General features: G+C 39.6%; 17 protein-coding genes. 6 read left to right on the top strand and 11 right to left on the bottom strand.

Translation table 11 applies throughout. The features are described 5' to 3' along the window. Window positions 1-9 precede the first annotated feature (9 nt). Both pyk and aroQ read right to left on the bottom strand, forming a co-directional pair. Entirely contained in the window at window positions 10-1,428 is a 1,419-nt protein-coding gene (pyk, locus tag QZ574_RS05715; protein ID WP_297087705.1) for a pyruvate kinase, read from the bottom strand. A gap of 97 nt (window positions 1,429-1,525) precedes the next feature. Then, on the bottom strand, window positions 1,526-1,945 hold the full coding sequence (aroQ, locus tag QZ574_RS05710; RefSeq protein ID WP_297087703.1) for a type II 3-dehydroquinate dehydratase: 420 nt from the start codon (window positions 1,943-1,945) through the stop codon (window positions 1,526-1,528). A gap of 140 nt (window positions 1,946-2,085) precedes the next feature. On the opposite strand from aroQ, the gene xerD reads away from it, so the two are divergent. Next, entirely contained in the window at window positions 2,086-2,985 is a 900-nt protein-coding gene (xerD, locus tag QZ574_RS05705; protein ID WP_297087702.1) for a site-specific tyrosine recombinase XerD, read from the top strand. A gap of 238 nt (window positions 2,986-3,223) precedes the next feature. Then, window positions 3,224-4,843 (top strand): phosphoenolpyruvate carboxykinase (ATP), encoded by a 1,620-nt coding sequence (gene pckA, locus QZ574_RS05700; RefSeq protein WP_297087700.1) that lies wholly within the window; start codon window positions 3,224-3,226, stop codon window positions 4,841-4,843. A gap of 38 nt (window positions 4,844-4,881) precedes the next feature. On the opposite strand, the gene QZ574_RS05695 is transcribed toward pckA, so the two are convergent. Beyond that, complete coding sequence (locus QZ574_RS05695; RefSeq protein ID WP_297087698.1) at window positions 4,882-7,017, bottom strand: FUSC family membrane protein; 2,136 nt, start codon at window positions 7,015-7,017, stop codon at window positions 4,882-4,884. Between the two features lie 63 nt (window positions 7,018-7,080). After that, window positions 7,081-7,947: a TIGR01777 family oxidoreductase gene (locus QZ574_RS05690; RefSeq protein WP_297087696.1), complete on the bottom strand. Its 867-nt coding sequence runs from the start codon at window positions 7,945-7,947 to the stop codon at window positions 7,081-7,083. Between the two features lie 94 nt (window positions 7,948-8,041). Between QZ574_RS05690 and QZ574_RS05685 the strand changes: the two genes are divergently transcribed. The 3 genes from QZ574_RS05685 (at window position 8,042) to QZ574_RS05675 (ending at window position 12,692) form a co-directional block, all read left to right on the top strand. After that, the gene (locus QZ574_RS05685) at window positions 8,042-9,823 is read left to right on the top strand and encodes a chloride channel protein (RefSeq protein ID WP_297087694.1); all 1,782 of its coding nucleotides are present in this window, start codon (window positions 8,042-8,044) and stop codon (window positions 9,821-9,823) included. Next, window positions 9,816-11,603 carry a chloride channel protein gene (locus QZ574_RS05680; protein WP_297087692.1) on the top strand — a complete coding sequence of 596 codons (1,788 nt, stop codon included), beginning with the start codon at window positions 9,816-9,818 and terminating at the stop codon, window positions 11,601-11,603. Before QZ574_RS05685 ends, QZ574_RS05680 begins: the two co-directional genes overlap by 8 nt. A 93-nt stretch (window positions 11,604-11,696) precedes the next feature. Then, window positions 11,697-12,692 carry a N(4)-(beta-N-acetylglucosaminyl)-L-asparaginase gene (locus tag QZ574_RS05675; protein ID WP_297087690.1) on the top strand — a complete coding sequence of 332 codons (996 nt, stop codon included), beginning with the start codon at window positions 11,697-11,699 and terminating at the stop codon, window positions 12,690-12,692. A gap of 53 nt (window positions 12,693-12,745) precedes the next feature. Here the strand turns inward: QZ574_RS05675 and QZ574_RS05670 are convergent, their stop codons facing one another. Continuing rightward, window positions 12,746-13,177: a hypothetical protein gene (locus QZ574_RS05670; RefSeq protein WP_297087688.1), complete on the bottom strand. Its 432-nt coding sequence runs from the start codon at window positions 13,175-13,177 to the stop codon at window positions 12,746-12,748. 330 nt (window positions 13,178-13,507) lie between these two features. After that, on the bottom strand, window positions 13,508-14,230 hold the full coding sequence (locus tag QZ574_RS05665; RefSeq protein WP_297087685.1) for a cytidylate kinase-like family protein: 723 nt from the start codon (window positions 14,228-14,230) through the stop codon (window positions 13,508-13,510). A 364-nt stretch (window positions 14,231-14,594) separates the two neighbouring features. Here QZ574_RS05665 and QZ574_RS05660 point away from each other — a divergent pair, with 364 nt between their 5' ends. Next, the gene (locus QZ574_RS05660; RefSeq protein ID WP_297087683.1) at window positions 14,595-15,641 is read left to right on the top strand and encodes a Gfo/Idh/MocA family oxidoreductase; all 1,047 of its coding nucleotides are present in this window, start codon (window positions 14,595-14,597) and stop codon (window positions 15,639-15,641) included. Here the strand turns inward: QZ574_RS05660 and QZ574_RS05655 are convergent. From QZ574_RS05655 to QZ574_RS05635, 5 genes are all read right to left on the bottom strand, one after another. After that, on the bottom strand, window positions 15,638-17,278 hold the full coding sequence (locus QZ574_RS05655) for a SulP family inorganic anion transporter (protein ID WP_297087681.1): 1,641 nt from the start codon (window positions 17,276-17,278) through the stop codon (window positions 15,638-15,640). The two genes, QZ574_RS05660 and QZ574_RS05655, sit on opposite strands and share 4 nt — an antisense overlap. Before the next feature lie 213 nt (window positions 17,279-17,491). Further along, window positions 17,492-18,406, bottom strand: coding sequence for an aldo/keto reductase (locus QZ574_RS05650; RefSeq protein ID WP_297087680.1), 915 nt, complete (start codon window positions 18,404-18,406; stop codon window positions 17,492-17,494). Between the two features lie 119 nt (window positions 18,407-18,525). After that, window positions 18,526-19,332: an FRG domain-containing protein gene (locus QZ574_RS05645; RefSeq protein ID WP_297087678.1), complete on the bottom strand. Its 807-nt coding sequence runs from the start codon at window positions 19,330-19,332 to the stop codon at window positions 18,526-18,528. Window positions 19,333-19,458: 126 nt separating this feature from the next. Beyond that, window positions 19,459-19,677 carry a hypothetical protein gene (locus QZ574_RS05640; RefSeq protein WP_297087675.1) on the bottom strand — a complete coding sequence of 73 codons (219 nt, stop codon included), beginning with the start codon at window positions 19,675-19,677 and terminating at the stop codon, window positions 19,459-19,461. 212 nt (window positions 19,678-19,889) lie between these two features. Beyond that, window positions 19,890-20,594: a class I SAM-dependent methyltransferase gene (locus tag QZ574_RS05635; RefSeq protein ID WP_297087673.1), complete on the bottom strand. Its 705-nt coding sequence runs from the start codon at window positions 20,592-20,594 to the stop codon at window positions 19,890-19,892. Window positions 20,595-20,675 lie beyond the last annotated feature (81 nt).

Below are 20,675 nucleotides of genomic sequence, written 5' to 3'. Positions count from 1 at the left end.
ATTGTTAATCTAACGCAGTTCCTGCGGTTTTAAAAATAGTTTATCGGCAGTTGAGATTTCGATGAATGAAGCTCCGGCATCCTCACCAAATCGTCCGCCCACATATATAACCAGGTCGTCAAGATTAATTGTTCCTTCGTTCACAAGTTCCTGAACAGCCGCTTTCTGGATTTTCATTTTATTCTTTTTGGTTTCCAGGTATGACGGGTGTACGCCAAAAGAAAGCGCCAGTTCTCGCACAACACGCTGCGAATGGCATTTTACAAATACCGGAAAGATAGAACGGTGCGAAGACAGATATCGTCCGGTTTTGCCTGTTGTAGTTGATGTGATAATGGCATCGGGTTTTAATTCGCGGGCTGCCCTAATGGCTGATTGAGCCAGGTACGCCGGAATATCAGCTTTTAAGGGAACAGTGAGTTCGCGTCGGTCGCGATCTGGTTCAACCTCCTGGGCAATTTTGGCCATCGCTTTAATGGCTTCTACAGGATACTTCCCGTAAGCTGTTTCTCCACTAAGCATCACCGCGTCGGTACCCATATAAATTGCACTGGCAACATCGCTTACCTCCGCACGGGTTGGTCGTGGGTGTTCAATCATCGTATGAAGCATTTGTGTGGCAATAATTACCGGCTTCTGATGAAGTATGGCGCGACGAACAAGGTTACGCTGAACAGCCGGAATTTTTTCTTCCGGTAACTCAATTCCAAGGTCTCCACGAGCTACCATTATTCCATAGGCGTGTTCTAATATCTCATCAATTTTGTTCACTCCTTCCAGGTTCTCAATTTTGGCGATAATTTTTATTGGACTGTTCAAATCATCCAGAATTTTTTGAACCTCACTAACATCTTCTTTATTTCGAACAAATGAATGGGCAATAAAATCAAGTTTGTTTTCAACAGCAAAGCGGATAAACTCAATATCGCGTTCAGTTAACGATGGCAATTTAATTTCTACTCCCGGAACATTTATACTCTTGCGTTTTTTTACCACACCAGAGTTGCCTACTTTGCATAGTAAATACTGAATATGTTTTTCTTCAACAACAAATTCAATGTCTCCATCGTCTACCAGAATTTTATTTCCAACTTTTAAATCGTTAACAAAGCCTTTGTAGTTTACACAAATGTTTTTCACATTATCCAGCACTCCGGTTGAGTAGGACAAGGTTACATATTCTCCTTGTTCAACTACTGTATCAGACAAGGTTTGGCATGTTCTGATTTCGGGGCCTTTGGTGTCAACAAGAATGGCAATTTTATCTGATACTGCACGCACATTATCAACCATCATTTTACCGCTTTCAGTAGTAACATGAGCGGTGTTTATGCGGGCTACGTTCATTCCCGCATCAAATAGCGATTGAATAAAATCAACATCACATCGCTGATCGGATATTGTTGCAACAATTTTGGTCTGTCTCATTCCTTTAAAATTTTAAGGCGGCAAAAGTATAATAAAACACGATTCTATGGTTAAATAAAATTTAAACTCAAATTAAATTTAATAGAGAACTCAGATTTCAGCAATTTACAAAACTTTGAATTGCCAATCGATATGATTCCAGACCAAAACCCATAATACATCCTTGACATACCGGGCCTATTAATGATTTATGCCTGAAATCTTCGCGTGTTAGGGTGTTGGATATATGTACCTCTATAACCGGTGTTTTAATGCCGGCAATAGCATCGCGTATAGCCACAGAAGTGTGGGTGTAAGCACCGGCATTGATTATTATGCCGTCGCTTGAAAATCCATGCTCGTGTAGGGTGTTAATAATCTCTCCTTCAACATTCGATTGAAAATAGCCTAAGTCTGCCTCAGGGAAACTTTTTTTTAGTTGTTCATAGTAACTTTTAAAACTTTCTGTTCCATAAATCGACTTTTCCCGAACACCCAGCAGGTTTAAATTTGGTCCATTGATAATCAAGAGCTTCATTATTTCAATTTTAATTTATTTTATAGTAACTTTATTCGAGATGCAACGTAATATTTTTTTGTTAAAATAGTTCAAATCTAGTATTGAGAACATAACAAGCGGTTTAAACAGTCATAAAATTAACCTTAATTTGGAAGATTATGAAATGGGAGGAATGTAAACAAGGATACGAGAATTATTTAAAGTTGGAGAAATCATTATCGCAGAACTCAATTGCGGCCTACATCAACGACATAAACAAGCTGGAAGATTTCTTTAATAATAATTTTAAAGGTGTTAATCCGGATAAAGTTGTTTTAAAGCAGCTAAAAAGTTTTGTGGAATGGTTAAACGATAGAGGGGTAAGTCCGAGAACACAAGCCAGAACCATTTCCGGGATAAAATCCTTTTATAAGTACCTGTTAATCGAAGAAAAAATAACAAGCGATCCTACAGCCTTGCTTGAATCGCCAAAAATAGGACGTAAGCTGCCGGATATTTTATCGATGGAAGAGATTGATACCCTTATCAACGCTATCGACCTAAAAAAATCTGAGGGACAGCGAAATAAAGCGATGTTGGAAACCCTTTACAGCTGCGGCTTGCGGGTTTCGGAATTAGTTAATCTTAAAATTACCAACTTATTCTTTGAGCAGGGGTTTATAAAAATTGAAGGAAAAGCAGATAAGGAACGACTAGTGCCTGTAAGCGGGCGGGCAATAGAAGAAATAAACAAGTACTTAAGCAACTATCGAAAAAATTTGCGGGTTAATAAAGACAGTGAAAATATTCTGTTCTTAAACCGCAGAGGAAGAAAATTGAGCCGTGTCATGATATTTACCATAATTAAAAATCTGGCAGCAAAAGTAAAACTCGATAAAAAAATCAGTCCCCATACATTCAGGCATTCATTTGCCACTCACCTAATTAACGGTGGAGCCGATTTGCGCGCAGTTCAGGAAATGCTGGGACACGAATCGATTTTAACTACGGAAATTTATACACATCTCGACAGAGATTATTTGAAGTCGACTATACATCAGTTTCATCCAAGGTCGTAGTTTTATCGATTTAAAATAAATCAAAGCGTTACATTTTTTTGTAGCGCTTTTTTTATCATAACATTACGATGAAATTCAAAAGAATTGGTGCGAAATCTTTTGTTAAGCAAATGTTTAATTGGTACCCAAAAAAAACTAAAAGACTGGTGATACCCCCTCTGATTGGAAAAAAATGATATTTTTGTGAACCGATTAAGTAGACGAAAAATTGTATTATTAAGTTAATTATTAGGTAGTTATGACAAAATTAGATTTAACTAAGTACGGCATTGTGGACATACAAGAGGTCGTACACAACCCTTCTTATGAACAACTTTTTGAAGAAGAAATGAATCCTGCCTTGGAAGGATTCGAAAAAGGCCAGTTAACAGAGCTTGACGCAGTTAACGTAATGACTGGCGAATTTACAGGACGTTCTCCTAAGGATAAATTTTTAGTAGACAACGAAGCTTCACAAGATATTTGGTGGACATCTCCTGAGTCTCCTAACGATAACAAAAAAGTTTCAGAAGAAGCCTGGGCACACTTAAAAGATATTACAACAAAGCAGCTTTCAGGTAAACGCTTATTTGTAGTTGATACCTTCCTTGGTGCCAATGAAAATTCACGTTTGAAAATTCGTTTCATAATGGAAGTAGCATGGCAGGCGCATTTTGTAACTAACATGTTCATCCGTCCTTCTAAAGAGGAATTGGAAAATTATGGCGAACCTGATTTTGTTGCCATGAATGCTTCAAAAACAACCAACAGCCGCTGGGAAGAGTTTGGTATGAATTCAGAAGTGTACACTGTATTCAACTTAAAAGAAAAAATGCAGGTTATTGGTGGTAGCTGGTATGGTGGCGAGATGAAAAAAGGAATGTTCGCAATGATGAACTACTATTTGCCAAAAGCAGGAATGGCTTCAATGCACTGTTCTGCTAACGTTGGTAAAGAAGGTGATGTTGCTATCTTTTTTGGTCTTTCAGGTACTGGAAAAACAACGCTTTCAACCGATCCAAATCGCCAGTTAATTGGCGACGATGAGCACGGATGGGATGATGATGGTATCTTCAATTTCGAAGGTGGATGTTATGCAAAAACAATTAACCTTGACAAAGAAGCTGAGCCGGAAATTTACGGAGCTATCAAGCGTAATGCCTTGCTTGAAAATGTAACGGTTGACGAGAATGGTAAAATCGATTTTAACGATGGTTCGGTAACTGCAAATACACGTGTTTCTTACCCAATTTATCACATCGATAATATTGTTAAGCCAGTATCAAAAGCTGGTCATGCAAAAAAAGTTATTTTCTTAACTGCTGATGCATTTGGTGTATTGCCTCCGGTTGCCAAACTTACTCCGGAACAAACCAAATATCATTTCCTTTCAGGATTTACTGCAAAATTGGCCGGAACTGAGCGTGGAGTAACTACTCCTCAGCCTACTTTCTCAGCTTGTTTTGGTGCTGCTTTCCTATCATTGCACCCCACTAAATACGGTGAAGAGTTAGTGAAAAAAATGGAAGAGCATGGTGCTGAAGCTTACCTTGTAAACACAGGTTGGAACGGAACAGGAAAACGTATCTCTATTCAAGATACCCGGGGCATTATTACTGCTATTCTTGATGGTTCTATCGAAGGTGCACCAACTAAAAACCTTCCTATCTTCAACCTTGAAATTCCTACTGAATTAAAAGGCGTTGATACTAACATTCTTGATCCTCGTGATACTTATGCTGATGCAGCTGAGTGGGATGAAAAAGCAAAAGATTTGGGTAGCCGCTTTATTAATAACTTCGTTAAGTACACTGATAATGACGAAGGAAAAGCATTGGTTGCTGCAGGTCCTCAACTTGACGAAATAGTTGTTGAATAATAGATAATAAACCTTCTGCCTTTTGGTAGAAGGTTTTTTTATGCCCGTTCATGAAGTTGATTAGTGCTGTAATTCAACTCTTCAATAATTTTAGAGGAGGTGGCTGCAATGTTGTAGAATAAGCGTAGCTGTTGTCTTTTTAAACCTGTTTCGCTTTGTTTTATTTGATGTTGCAACATCATTAACAATGCCGACAAGTCAGTGGTATTCTCCTGTTTGCTATTTCCAGCCTCAGCCAGTTTTTTTGTTATTTGTTCGAAAAATACATAGTTCTCTTCGTAGTCGAGGATGTTTGTTTCACGATGTGCTCCCAAGGCCGAAATGTGGGACAGCAAAGCATGGTTTAGGTAGGTTATTTCCAGTGCATTACTAATCTTTTGCTGTTTGCTTTTAGGTTCCTGACGCATGCTGTTCCAGGCTTGTGCCAAATCATTATCGGCAAGGTGTGCCTCTCTTCTGGCAATGCGGTAGTTTAAATCATCGGCGCTAAGTTTCTGATATTCTTTAGCAATAGCTTGTATGTAGCTTTTGTTTTTTTCTAATGCTTTTTCAACCAGACCAGGGAAACGTCGGTATTGCCAGCCGGGCCAAATAAAACGTATGGTAAGAAAAGATAAGACCGCCCCCAAAACAGTATCGATTAAGCGGGGGAGTAGTATGTTTATGCCTCCATCGTTTGAAATAAGGTTTAAGGCACTAAGAACAAAAGTGGTTACAAAAATTACGGCAATAGAATATTTCCGCCGTAACCAATAAAAAAATGCCATTGAGGACCCCAGCATTAATAAAACCTGTGCTGCCGTTGTTGTAAATATCTGCAATAGAACGGCTCCAATGATAATTCCGGTTGTTGTTCCCAAAACGCGTTCAAAAAGACGACGGCGGGTATCGCTGTAGGTAATTTGACTTACAAATAAACTGGTTAGCATTACCCATTCTCCTTTGTCGAGCTGCATTGAACGTTCTAAAATAAAACCCAGGGCAAAGGTGAGACTTAAACGAATCGCATACCGCATTCGAGGGTGGCGCAGCGAAAGTTGTGTTTTAAAACGCTGAAAAAGTGTTCTTTCATCTCTTCGCAAGCGGGGAATAGCGGTACCTGTTTTTAAATTATCGAGAAATTTTAAGGAAATATGCGATCGATGAAGATTGTGATGAAGCAAAATAAGGTCTTGTGCCTCTTTGGCCGGCATTTGCTGCAATTTGGTTTCAATTGCCGACGATATCCATTCCAGAGTTTGAGGATGATGATAAGGCTTACCGGTAAGCATATTTTCTTCAACACGGTGCAAGGCAGCAGCCAGTTGGCGCAACATTTCACCAAAGCCTGTCATAACTTCGAGCTGTTCAGTGCTGTTGCCAAGTTTATCGTGTCGGTCGTGTGTTGAAGCTGCCCTTTCGTGTAAGCTCTGGAGTAACATAAAGCGCTGAAGGTAGGTGTTTAGCATCTGCGGGTCGCGTACTTCTCTCTCGTAATTGTTTAGAACGTTTTTGATTCGTTCCAATGCATTTACTACATTAATATTCAGCAAAGCCAGATCTTTATTTATTCCGGCCTGTTCCTGCAAATTACTTGGGAATAGCATCGCCTTTTTTTCCAGGTATTTCGATAGTTCTTTGAAACCGTTTGCCATTTGTTCATCAAGTAATCGCCACGGATGTTTAACTATTAATACTAAGGAAAGAACTCCATGAAAAAGGGCGCCGGCAGGTAATAACAGCGCCTGGTAATACCAATTAGAACTTATCTCAAGCCCTAACATGGCATAAATACCAACCAGTATTGAACCAAAAGTTATGGCTCGATAGCGCTCTCCAATTCCTCCAACAAGGATAAAAAGAATGGTGGAAAGAACAAATCCTGCCCCCAAAAGCCAGGGGTAGTTTTGCAACAAGCCTACGCAAAAGCTTGAAATAAAAAAACTTACAATTGTAATAGAAAGAGATTTAATTCGCCCTTTGGGGTGGTCGTCAGTTTCGGAGAGTGCTCCGGCAACTGCACCCAATGCCAGGGTAACGCCATAGAAAGGCATTCCGGCAACAATAAATGGAATTGCCAGAATTGCCATTGAAACAGTTGCCCGTAAAGAAAATAAACGATAGGGGTGAAGCAAAAATGTTTCCCTAAAAAGTTTATTCCCGGAGCGAAGATGCCCTTTGTTCTGATTTGTCATAGATAATAACTCGAATTTAGTACAAAGCTAATGATTGTGAATGTATCAAACGTTACCAAATTCTTAGCCTTCAGAAATAATAGCTTGCAGGGCTTTGTCAATCGAGGGGTAGGTGAATTTAAATCCTGCCTGCAACAGTTTTTCCGATGATACGGATGGTGATTCCAAAAGAAGCAGGGCAGCCTCTCCTAAAGCAGCTTTTAACACAAAAGCAGGTAGGGTAAAAAATGCCGGTCGCTTTAGCACTTCTGCCAGGCTTTGCGTAAATTCTTTATTTGTAATAGTAGCTGGAGCAGTAAGATTGTATATTCCGTTGATTGAATTTTGCTCTGTCGCACAGGTAAATGCATTTACAACATCTTGTTCGTGAATAAAAGGAAATGCCTGCTTTCCGGAAGCAACTTTAGCTCCCAAACCCAGGCGAAATGGTAGTAACATATTTTTAATGGTTTTAGCATTGCTGCCTATTACCACTCCCAAACGAAAAATTACTTGCCGCACCTCTGTGGGTAAATCGCTGAGTGCATTCTCCCAGTCTTTCACCACCTGCCCAAGAAAACCATCATCAAAGTTTTGGCTTTCTTCTGTATGCATTTGATTGGCCGAATAAATTCCGATGGCCGATGCCGATATAAGCTTTTTGGGGCGCTCGGTTGCAGGTAAGGCCTTAATTGCTTTTACCAGGTTTTGCGTTGTGTGCACCCGGCTATTGTATATAATTTCCCGGTTCTTTTCGGTCCAGCGCTGTAAAATTGATGCACCTGCCAAATTAATAACTACATCTGTTTTGCGCAGTTCTTCGCTTAAAGCATCTGCTGGCCCGTACAATAATGGTCGTTGTATACCTGAGGCAGAGTGCCCTTTTTTCGCTAATTCCGATGTAATGAGTCGACCTACGTAACCATTGCTACCTGTTAGTTTTATATCCATTAAATTGATTTTGTTAGTTAAACAAAAAGTTTGGCTTTTTAGTTCCTTAAAAATAGTTAATAGCTAAAGCTTATTGTTACTTTTACTCCGTTAAATGAGTAAGGTAAGGCAACATATTTTGGTTCGAATGCACCGGTGGAGACTTAAACACCTCGGAGAACGGGGATTTATAACGGTACTCAGCATTGTTGTTGGTTTGTTGGCCGGTATAGCAGCCGTAATTATAAAAAACACTGTTCGTATTACCGAACAATTGGTGCACCACCTTATTTCCAACGAAGTACAAAACTATATTTATTTTGCATTACCTGTAGTTGGCATCCTGCTGGCTATTTTATTCATAAAATTTGTTGTTCGTTCGCAAGTACGCCACGGAATACCCAATGTACTACACAGCATCTCCAAACGAAAAGGAAAAGTTAGTACCCATAATCTATTTTCGTCGGTTGTAACCGCCTCACTTACTGTTGGCTTTGGTGGTTCGGTTGGATTAGAAGGGCCTACTGTTGCCACGGGTACGGCCTGGGGCTCGTGGATGGCCAAAGTATTCCGACTTAATTATAAAAACACCATATTAATGCTGGCCTGTGCCTGTGCGGGCGCTATGGCCGCTATTTTTAAAGCCCCCATTGCTGCAATTGTTTTTGCCGTAGAAGTTATCATGATTGATCTTACTGTATTTTCATTGGTGCCACTTTTGCTTGCATCATCAACAGCAGTGGTAACTTCGTATTTGTTTTTAGGACAGAATGTACTTTATCCATTCAAGGTCATCGAAACTTTTACCCTGGTAGATCTACCTTTTTATATTCTACTGGGGATCGTATCCGGTTTTGTGTCGGTTTATTTTACCAAAGTATATTTATTTGTTGGCGATATTTTTGAAAAACTTAAAAACAATCGAATACGATTATTGATTGGAGGAACTGGGCTTGGTGCCCTTATTTTCTTTTTTCCTGCTCTCTATGGCGAAGGATATGAGTCGATTAACGAATGTTTGTCGGGCGATTTAAATTACCTTTTTGATAATAGTTTATTCTATTCGTTACGAGAGGAAATGTGGGCCGCTTTGGCTCTGATTGTAGCCGTAATATTGCTTAAAATTGTTGCAACCTCACTAACTTTTGGTGCTGGTGGAGTAGGCGGCATTTTTGCGCCAACTTTGTTTATGGGGGTAAATACGGGTATGCTCTTTGCCTTGCTGGTAAAACGTATGGGAATAAAGGATATTAACGAGAATAACTTTGCCTTAATTGGTATGGCTGGTTTAATTGCAGGTGTTTTGCATGCACCGCTAACCGGTATATTTTTAATTGCCGATATCTCGGGCGGGTATCAACTTTTTGTTCCCTTAATGATTACCGCAACTTTTGCTTATCTGATTGTAAGAACCTTTACCCCCAACTCTGTTTATCATATTCAGCTGGCAAAACGAAAAGAACTGCTTACGCACGATAAAGATGCCAATGTGTTGCAATTGATGGAAGTAAAAAAATTAATTGAAACTGATTTTGAGGTATTGGCGCCCGATGCAACATTGCGTGATCTTACTATGGCCATTTCGCGTAATCACCGAAACTTATTTCCGGTGGTTGAGGCGGATGGAACAATGGTTGGAATGGTGAAGATGGATGATGTGAGAGAAATGATTTTTAACCATGAATTGTATGATACGGTAAAAATAAGAGAGCTGATGTATATGCCTGAGTACCATATTGATCCGGATGACAGTATGGAGGTGGTAACCAGTAAATTTGAATCGTCGGGGCGCTATAATCTGGCTGTCATCGAAGATGGAAAATATATTGGTTTTATTTCCCGGGCCCGTGTTTTTACCCGTTATCGTAAACAGATAATTGATGTTTCGCATGTTTAAATTTTTTCGAATAGATAAGTTTATTAACAAACTTGTTGCCTGGCGTATTGCCACTATTTCTGAAAAGAACTTTTTGTATTTGCTAAGTTTGGTTGTTGGGCTATTGAGTGGTTTAGCGGCACTTTTGTTAAAAAACCTCATTCATTTTGTGGCTGAAGAATTAACACAAATGATTCATGTTGATAGTTTCAGCTACCTGTATTTGTTGTATCCGTTTATTGGAATTTTGTTAACGGTTTTGTTTGTGCGTTACATAATACGCGACGATATCGGTCATGGGGTTTCAAAAATACTTTATTCAATTTCAAAAAAAGGAAGTAAGCTAAAACCTCATAAAACCTATTCCTCGATGATTGCCAGTTCCTTAACCATTGGTTTTGGCGGATCGGTAGGTGCAGAGGCACCCATTGTTCTTACCGGTGCTTCAATCGGGTCGAATTTAGCCCGGATTTTTAAACTGCGCTACAAATACATTACATTAATGGTTGGATGCGGAGCAGCCGGAGCCATTGCAGGGATTTTTAATGCGCCTATGGCAGGGATTGTTTTTACGCTCGAAGTGCTTATGCTTGACCTTACCATGGCCTTTCTAATTCCCTTGTTAATCTCATCGGTGTCGGCAGCAGTTTTGTCGTATTTTTTTATGGGCGAAGGGGTAATGTTGCGCTTTACCCAAATGGCACCTTTCGAAATTAATACCATTTGGATTTATATTCTGGTTGGCATTTTTACCGGCTTGCTGGGCATTTATTTTACCTGGGGAACTATGCTGCTTGAAAGTCGGTTTTCGGCCTTAAAAAACTGGTTTGTTCGTTTGTTGGTGGGAGCGTTTACTCTTGGGGTATTAATATTTGTTTTTCCTCCTTTATGGGGAGAAGGCTACAGCAGTATAAACTCGGTTTTTAATAATCAGGGAGCGGATTTACTCAATAATTCAATTTTCTTTCAATGGAAAGATAATCCTTATGTTGTATTGTTGGTATTAGCCGGCATACTTATTTTTAAGGTGTTTGCCATGTCGGCCACAACGGGGTCCGGAGGTAACGGAGGAATTTTTGCTCCAACTTTGTTTACTGGTGCCATTGGCGGCTATTTTTTGGTAAAATTGTTAAATACATTTTTTGAATTGGGAGTTCCGGAGAATAACTTTGCATTGGCCGGAATGGCCGGAATGATGGCAGCGGTAATGCATGCGCCATTAACCGGAATATTTTTAACTGCAGAACTTACCGGTGGGTATGGTATGTTTATTCCCTTACTCATAACCTCAACGGTGGCCTATGTTACCATTATGCGTTTTGAACCGCATTCGATTTACACCAAACGTTTGGCACAAGCCGGAGAACTGATTACCCATCATAAAGACAAAGCTGTATTACGTTCGATGGAAGTGAAGAAGCTGATTGAAAACGATTTTGAGGTTCTTTCTCCTGATGCCAGTTTGCGCGATCTGGTTAAGGCCATTTCCCGTTCAAACCGTAATCTTTTCCCAATTGTAGATAACGAAGGTTATTTAAAAGGCATGGTGAAATTATCAAAAGTTAAGAACCTTATTTTCGAGCATGAACTATACGACAAAGTGATGGTTAAAGACCTGATGTTTATGCCAGAGTTTTATATCTCATCAAACGATAATATGGAAAGGGTGGCTGAAAAATTTGAAACATCCAACCGTTATAACCTGGCAGTTATTGACGATGGTAAATATCTTGGATTTATTTCACGAGCCGTTGTTTTTTCAAACTACAGAAAAACATTGGAGTATTTTTCCAACGATTAGTTGTGTTCATATCTTTTAAATCCTAATACCATCGATCGTGGGCTTCCGCTTATATTTTTTTACTTTTGAAAAAAATATAAAAGTTGTGTAGCTATGATTTCTCGACGCTCGTTTTTGGCAAAAGGTTCGGTGTTGTTGTGCGGAGCAGGTCTCTGTTCGCGTGTGTCTGCAACCACTGTTTTTAGTAATGCCAATAAATTTCCACTTGTAATATCAACCTGGAACCATGGGATGGCGGCTAACGAAGCTGCCTGGAACATATTAAAAAAGGGAGGCCACTCGCTTGATGCAGTTGAAGCTGGCGTTCGTGTTCCTGAAGCGGATCCGAATGTAATTACCGTTGGCAAGGGCGGAATTCCTGACGCAAGCGGTAAAGTTACCCTGGATGCCTGTATTATGGATGAAAAAGGACGTGCCGGAAGTGTTACTTATCTGCAGCATATTAAACATCCAGTATCGGTGGCGCGCTTGGTAATGGAGAAAACACCACATGTAATGTTAAGCGGAAAAGGAGCACTTAAATTTGCCCTTGATAATGGTTTTGAAAAAGAAAAACTCTTAACCAAAGCACGTAAAGCAGAGTGGAAAAAGTGGAAAAAAGAACAAAGCGAATTCAGTAATAGAATTAATATTGAAAATGTAACAGAAGATAACCACGACACCATTGGTATGCTGGCTATTGACGAAGAAGGACGAATTTCAGGTGCTTGCACTACCAGCGGCATGGGGTATAAAATGCCTGGCAGGGTAGGAGACTCTCCGATTATTGGAGCCGGTTTGTTTGTTGATGGAGAAGTAGGAGGTGCTACAGCAACCGGATCGGGCGAACTGGTAATGAAAACGCTGGGTTCGTTTTTAGTGGTGGAATTTATGCGTCAGGGAAAATCACCTAAAAAAGCCTGTGAAGAATCAGTTCGGCGTATTGCCCGAAAAATACCTGATTACGAGAAACATCAGATTGGTTACATTGCCTTAAACACCAAAGGAGAATACGGATCGTTTTGTATGCAGCCGGGATTTAATTATGCTGTAAAAACCGCCGAAAAAACAGAATTGGTAGAGGCCGAGGCCTGGTTTAAGAAATTATAAAAAAAGGTGTTCGTAAAAAACGAACACCCTCTTTTGAATATCTTTCCGGAAGCTTACCAGCGATCGTTACGGTCGCGGTTGTAACCACCGCCACCGCCTCTGCGGTCGCCGCCGCCCCGACGGTCGTAACCACCGCCGCCTCTGCGGTCGCCACCACCACCGCCGCCACGGTTGTAACCACCACCGCCACCGCGGTTGTAGCCACCGCCGCCGCCACGATTAAAATCACGACGTGGACGTTCCTGTGGAGGATTGGCTTCCTTTACTACAATCTCTTTACCTTCTAATTCGCTTTCGTTTAACGCAGCAATAGCAGCATTAGCTTCTTCGTCGTTTGGCATTTCAACAAAACCAAAACATTTTGAGTTTCCCGTTTCTCTGTCAAAAATAACTTTGGCAGATGCAACTTCTCCATGAGCAGAGAAGAGTTCATTTAGGTCGTCACCGGTAATCGATGAATCTAACCTTGCAACAAATAAATTCATAAAAAAATAGAAAAAAATAAATGTATAAATGTAAAATTGGCGGCATTAGCCGCTTGTTTTATCCAATAATTTTTGTTTAAAATAAAGAACGCTTCAGAGTTTAAAACGGAAAATCACAAAATATGTTTGCATACGAATTAAAATCTTTGTTCAAAGTAACGTACTAATTATTAGATTATCACTAAAAAGATGTTGTTTTTTTATTAAAAACCGAAAAAAAACAAGACCCTTCAATTGAAAGGCCTTGGTAAGGTGAGATTTAATTTATGTCTTTCTGTATTTCAGAAGACGTTTTTAATCATTCTAATGGTATCAAAAATAGTTAATAAATTAAATTTCGTGGTGCTGGGCTATTATTTTTTTATTTCTTAAAATATTTATCACTGCATCCACAATCTGGTCGTCTTCCAGCGAGGCATAGTTGAAAATTACATCAAAATCATTGTTTTCAGCTTTTCTTCCAATAATTTTTTCAATAAAAGCATCACGTTTTTTATCGGCCTCGTTAATGTAATTTGTTGCCTCTAACCGGGTCATTTCTTTTATTTGCATCATCCGGTTTATTCGCCAGTCGGTTGGGGCTTCAAGTCTAATATTCAGTTTGTTCGGGACATCTTTTAAAATGGCACCCGATGAGCGACCAACAATTATTGTTCGTCCCTGGTAGGCGAGTCTGCAAATAATACCTTTCAGAGTTTCAATTAGTTTCTGATCAGAAATATCATAAATAGTTTCATCAGAAAAGGCTCTTCCTACTTCTTTTAAAAAAAGTATGGCTTCTTCCGCGTCTTCAAACTCATCTGCATTTATTTCCTGAATCATTTCGTTTACAACTGCTGAGAATAAATCTTTGTCAACCCATCTCCATTCTACGTCGGTTTTTGTTTCTGCCATGTAACTGTAACCGGTTAAAATTTTTGAAAGCTTAATGGCAATGCGCTTGGCCGAGCAGCCCGCCTGACGAGATATGGTTAAAAACGGCCCCGGATAATCCCCGGTTTCCAGGTTTACACATTTGTTGTTTAGTAAATAGCTTTGCAGGAAATTTTTCATACGATTAGGATTGTAAGTTTAAATGCCATATTTTGAAATGATGTATACTGTTCTCCATTATGGTGGATTTGTTTTGTCAACTGGTTCAGTTCAGCCGCTCTTGATGCCTTTTTGCTTTAGCAATTTACAATCAAATTTTGTGGAATAGAAGTTAATGTGTTATACAATACAATGATTCTCAGATGTTTTTCAGCAACTTTTGAGAATGAGGCCTATTTGTTTATTTTTAAATGAAAAATTTTAAAGATACACAGGAGAAATTGTTGAATTCATAAATACATATGTATCTTTAAATAGTGTTAGGTTTTTATTTTATAGGTACACGTAAAAACCGGTTTTATCGAATAATTAATAAAATAACGAAGTGGAAAAGCAGGTAGTAGTAGCAATAGCATCGTTCGGCATGTCGGGGCAGGTGTTTCATGGGCCAACGTTAAAAGTAGATAGCAATTTTAGGGTAAAATTAATACTGGAACGCAGCAAGACTTTGTCGCAGAGTATGTTTCCCAATGCCCGAATTGTGCGTACTTATGAAGAATTATTAGCTGACGAGGAGGTTGAACTTGTTGTGGTAAATACACCCGATGAGTTTCATTATGAAATGGTAAAACAGGCTTTTAATGCAGGAAAACATGTGGTTGTGGAAAAACCTGCAGCTCAGAAAAGCAGTCAGCTGCAAGAATTAATTAACCTGGCAAAATCACAAAATTTACTGTTTACAGTTTATCAGAACCGAAGGTGGGACGGCGATTTCAGAACCGTACAAAAAGTAATTAAAGAAGCCCGTTTTGGCCGCTTGGTAGAGTTTGAGTCGCATTACGATCGTTACCGAACGGAGATAACAGCTGATACCTGGAAGGAAGAGCCAGATGAGTTTAGTGGGGTTTTGTATAACCTGGGCTCGCATATGATCGATCAGGCTTTTGTTTTGTTTGGTATCCCCAAAGCTGTGACGGCACATCTTAAAGTTGTACGTACCGCCGGTAAAGTAACTGATTATTATGATATTCGTCTCGATTACGATAATTTTTCTGCACTTTTAAAATGCTCTTACCTCGTTTTGGATCCTGGTCCACGATACACCATTCACGGAGAATACGGTACCTTTTATAAATCGGGATTAGACGGGCAGGAAGATTTGCTTAAAGCCGGAAATTTGCCTGAAGGAGAGGATTGGGGCAAAGAAGATGCCGATTGGTGGGGTACCCTGGTGTACAATGAAAATGATGAACAGGTTGAAGAATTAGTTGAGACTCTTCCGGGCGATTACCGCATTTTTTACACCAATATTTTTGATGCGCTACGCAAAAATAAGGAGCTGCTTGTTAAACCTGAAGAAGCATTGGAGGTACTGAAAATAATGGAGGCATGTGTAAAAAGTAATGCTGAAAAGCGAACTGTTTTTCTTTAACTTTTTTTAGTTGGAGTAGCCCTTTTTAGTGCATTTTCGAAGGAATCTTCAATTTCTGTTTTAGATAGTATTTTTGCTTTTATTCGTTTCTCGAGATTTGACTGTAACTCTTTGTTAACACCCGATAGAATAATTCTTACCCCACGGTCCTGCAGGATGCGTAGCGAACTTTGCAGGTTTTGCATTCCGGTTTCATCAATAAAGGAAACATGGCGCATTCGTAAAATTAATATCGAGCAACTTTGTCCAATTTCCAGGATAACTTCGGAATAACGACGTGCAGAGGCAAAAAACATTGGGCCACTAATTTCGTATACCGAAACCCCTTTGGGCAACAGCGAGTAATCTTCAATTACATCGGTATCAACTACATTGTTGATGCGTTTTTCGCTAATGTCCGACATACGTTTCATAAATAAAACGGCCGACAAAACTACCCCAATTTCAATGGCAACAGTAAGGTCAACCAAAACTGTAAGAAGGAAAGTGGTTACCAGTACAATAATATCAAAAACAGAACCTTTAAGTATGGCAACAAACGAACGCCATTCACTCATGTTATAAGCTACAATTATTAATATTCCGGCGAGGCACGACATTGGAATTAATTTGGCCCATTTTCCCAGAAATAGCATAATAAGCAACAAGGTAATTGCGTGGGTTATGCCGGCAATGGGAGTGCGCCCCCCGTTTTTAATATTGGTGGCTGTACGGGCAATGGCTCCGGTTGCAGGAATGCCTCCAAAAAATGGAGTAACAATATTAGCAATGCCCTGCGCTATTAATTCGGTGTTCGAACGGTGTTTTCCACTTATCATACCATCGGCAACAACTGCAGAGAGTAAAGACTCGATGCCTCCGAGCAAGGCTATAGTAAGGGCAGGTTCAAGGTAATTTTGTAGTTCGGAGAGCTTTACTGTTGGGATGCAAAACTGAAAGGAGTTACTGATTTCTCCAAAATAGGTTTCAATTGTTGCTACAGGTAGGTGAAAGAGCTGAACAACAACGGTAACAAGGATAATTGCAACAAATGAGCCAGGTACTTTTTTGGTTATTTTACCCGTAAAAAGTGTAATGAATATGGTGACAGCAGTAACAAAAAATGCCGTCAGATTTATTGTGCTTAACTGGTTGAAATAAACGTTCCACTTGCCAATAAAGTCAGACGGTAGTTCTGAAATTGTCAAACCCAATGCATCTTTTATTTGTGTAGAAAAAATAACAAGAGCAATGCCACTGGTAAATCCAACAATAAGCGGATGAGGAATAAATTTCAGAAGTGTACCCAGTTTTAATAAACCAAAAAGAACTAGTAAAATGCCGGCCATAATGGTAGAAATTATTAAACCATTAATACCGTAATGTTCAACAATGCCGTACACAATTATAATAAAAGCGCCTGTTGGTCCGCCAATCTGAACCCTACTGCCTCCAAAAAACGAAATAAGGAACCCGGCCACTACGGCTGTAATAAGGCCTTTGTCGGGCGAAACACCTGAGGCAACGGCAAATGCAATGGCCAGCGGTAGGGCAACAATTCCAACCACAATTCCGGCCAAAACATCTGAACTAATTTGTTTACTACTTACACCGGCACGCAGCAATGTAAATAGTTTGGGCTTAAAAACTGAATTCATTGTATTAAAGAAATGTCGTGCAAAAGTAAGCCGAATCTCTTCCAATTGTTCTGAACATTGGTTATTTAAAAGCCTTGGGGTGTAAGTTGTTGAAATTAAAGGTATTGTCAGTTTTTAATTTCTTAACATTGGTTTGTTTTAGGGGCAAGTAATATCGTTTCATCGGTAAAAAGCTCATCAAGTTATAGCTAAAGAGGTGTTTTTAAGTTCGCCTTACAATTCCTTTAGTGCCTTTTCAACGCGCAAAATGTAATTGTCAATCTGTTCTTTGTTTTCAAAGCCAATTATCATATTGTCAACACATCCCAGCCCCAAAACAAAGCGCAGGGTGTTATCAATTTTTTCGCTATCGTCGCGTAATTTTCCATTGCCAACCAGTTTCATGCCAATAACACCTTTTCCTGCCTGGTGTAGCTGCTGTATTACTTCAACTACTTCCTGCGGATCAGGTTTGTCCATGGCAATTCCGTAAGGATTTATTCGGGCATGCAATACATCAACCCAGGGGCTTTTTACCACCGCTTTCATGGCATCGAGTGAATGTACTGAAACACCATGAGCTTTTATTATTCCCTGGTCTTTTAGTTTCGACAGGATTTCCATTTGGGGTTTCAGGGTTTCTGTCCAGTCTTCATCAACCATACAATGAATTTGAACAAGATCGATATAATCGGTTTTTAATTCCTTTCTGAAACGGTCAACAACGAGGTCAGCGTTGGGGCGTTCTTTTTCGGGAATGCCACCTGATCGCGTCCATATTTTAGTTGTAATGGTGAGTTCTTCGCGCTTCATTTTTGACATGGCCTCGGCAAATAAACCGTGTGTTCCGTAGGTGTCGGCTAAATCAAAATACCGGATGCCTTTTTCATAAGCATGCAAAAGCAAGTCTATACTGCTTGTTTTATCTTGTCGTGTAAGAAAACTTGTGCGGTTGGTGGCATGTACACCGGTGCCCATGCCTAACAGCGTAGTTTTAATGCCCGATTTACCAAGATTAACCAGTTGAAAAGGATTTAAACTTCGTGATGGATAAGTTCTGGCATATAAAGGATTTGAGAACATTACATGTGCTGTTCCCATTCCGAGAGCAGCTAAAAATTTTCGACGATTTAATTGAAATTTCGACATGATATCAGATCTTATGGATTGGTTCAAGTTAAAAACAGCAAACAGAAAGAATTGTTGAAATTCAGTTCTAAAGATATAAAAATGTATACAAAATATATGCGGAGATTGAAAACGAAAAATCAGATTTTCGGGCGATAGTGTCTTTTTAGCCAGCTGGCCAGCCCATCAAGTCCGGGGAAAAGTACTCGTTCGGTGATGTTTGCCTGATCCAGCTTATCGCGAATTTCCCATTTTAAACTGGCCGGAATAATAATCCGACGGTACACTTCAGGGTGTTTGTTTAGCCATTTGTCGAGAACAGCGGTGGCACTGGTCATTACCGAGAACAGTGCAAACTGGTTTACAATACGGTCATCGATTGAAGGTGGCTCAAAAAACAAAGCGTGGCCGCTTCCAATGGTTTCATCGAGTTTTTGCAGCGATGGAAAAACCGACTCAAGCATTTCAACGGTAAAAGCATTGCATTTTTCGAGCGTAAGCAAAGCGTTTAAGGGTTCCGGTATCAGGCGGTTTACCTGCACAAAGTCTACTTTCCAAATCACACCGTCAATGTGGTATTTTTCGGTGTTTGATGTGGCAAAGTGCATGGCAATAAATGGCGAGTAAGTCCAGTCGAGCAGGCGGGTTGCCAGGCCATGATGTTGCGCCAGTACCAAGGCTCGCAGCTGCGTGTTGGCTAACGAAAAATCATCGATTCGGGCATATTTTCTAAAATTCCGAAGCATATGGTATTCCAGCTCCGGGCGATTGCCGCAATTGCGAAGGAAACTATTCTCTAATCGGTAGTTGCAATCTGACAATCCCCGAAAGGCAAAATCCGACCTGAAACGGCCGAGGCTGGGTTTCCACGAGTCATGGTATACTTCCTGAGTTAATTCTTCCCAGCTTTTTACACGAATATCGTTGGATGTAATTTGGCAATTCATTTAAAAGCAATCTTTAGCAACTTTTCACCGAATGTACAAAAAACAAAAACAGGAAACCATAAAAATGATTTCCTGTTTTTCTGCTTAATAATTTTATACGCTTAACCAGTAGCGATGGTTGTACTGCTATTCCATCGTGTTGTTAACTGCCGGTTGTTTTTCTTCGTTTTCATCCGCTTCTTTTTCTTCCTGCTCAAACTTTGCAGTTTTGTCGGGCTCTGAAGACTGAACTTTGTGCGAGATGATTTTATCAACCGGATTACTTTTTTTTACGATGTCGATTTTGTTACTGATTTTTAAACCAAGAATGTAAAAAATGGAAGAGATGAGGATAAGAGCTTTCATGTTGTTTTCTGTTTAAATCTTTCCCCAAATTATGTAAACGACAGAAAATACCGAAATTATATCTGTAAACCATCGGAATTATTCTGCAAACGGCATAAAATACTCTGCGAAATTACTCGCTCGATTTGCGAATGGTCTTTTGTGATTTCACTAACATTCAGAGATTGGATTACAGGCTACAGCTTTGGTCATTTTTTTGTTTAAACAGCCGCCTATTGCAGTTTTAGCTGAGCTAAATAATCAAAGTGGTCGCCTTTTTCAACTAGTTTGCAACTTAATCCTGTTTCATTGGCAACTAATTGCAGGGTGTTGAAGTCAACAAACAACCAGTCGAATTTTACCGATGATTTCCGGAAGCTAACTTCGTATTGCATCTCGCCGTAATAGCTGGTAGATCCCAGATCAACCCATTTCGAGCCGTCTTCTTCTTCAAAAAGGTATTTTATATCCGACGAATCGATTAAAATCTGACCACCATCGAGCAAAAGACTTTTTAAATGAGCCAGCAGCTTTTTTAATCCACTAATGTTTCCACCAATACCCGTTCCGTTCATCAGCAAAAGAATGGTATTAAACTGTTTTTCATGGTAATCGAAAATATCGGCATGAACAACTTTAACAATGCCTTGTTTTTTCATCACCTCAGCTGCCAGTTCCGATTTTTCCAGCGCAGTTACATTGTATCCTTTTTTTTGCAGAATAAGCGAGTGGCATCCAGCTGCAGCGCCTACATCCAAAATTTTTCCTTTGCAATTTTTTAATGCTGTTTTTTCAATTCGTGGCAGTTCTTTTTCATTTCTGAAAAAATAGGATGGCGCAATTTCTTCGCCTTCGGTGTAGTTCGAATCAACATTTATTTGAGGAGCTTTTCCCCGTTCATAAAATTCTTTAATGGCTAAACCAAAAGGATCGTTCATATAAAATGAAGTTATTAATAATGTGGGTTACTGTTTTCTTTTTTAAAATATACGACTATAATAAATCAAAATCTCAATAAT

This window comes from uncultured Draconibacterium sp., assembly GCF_913063105.1.
In the GTDB taxonomy this organism is placed as follows: domain Bacteria; phylum Bacteroidota; class Bacteroidia; order Bacteroidales; family Prolixibacteraceae; genus Draconibacterium.
This window is presented reverse-complemented; position numbering and strand designations above follow the sequence as displayed.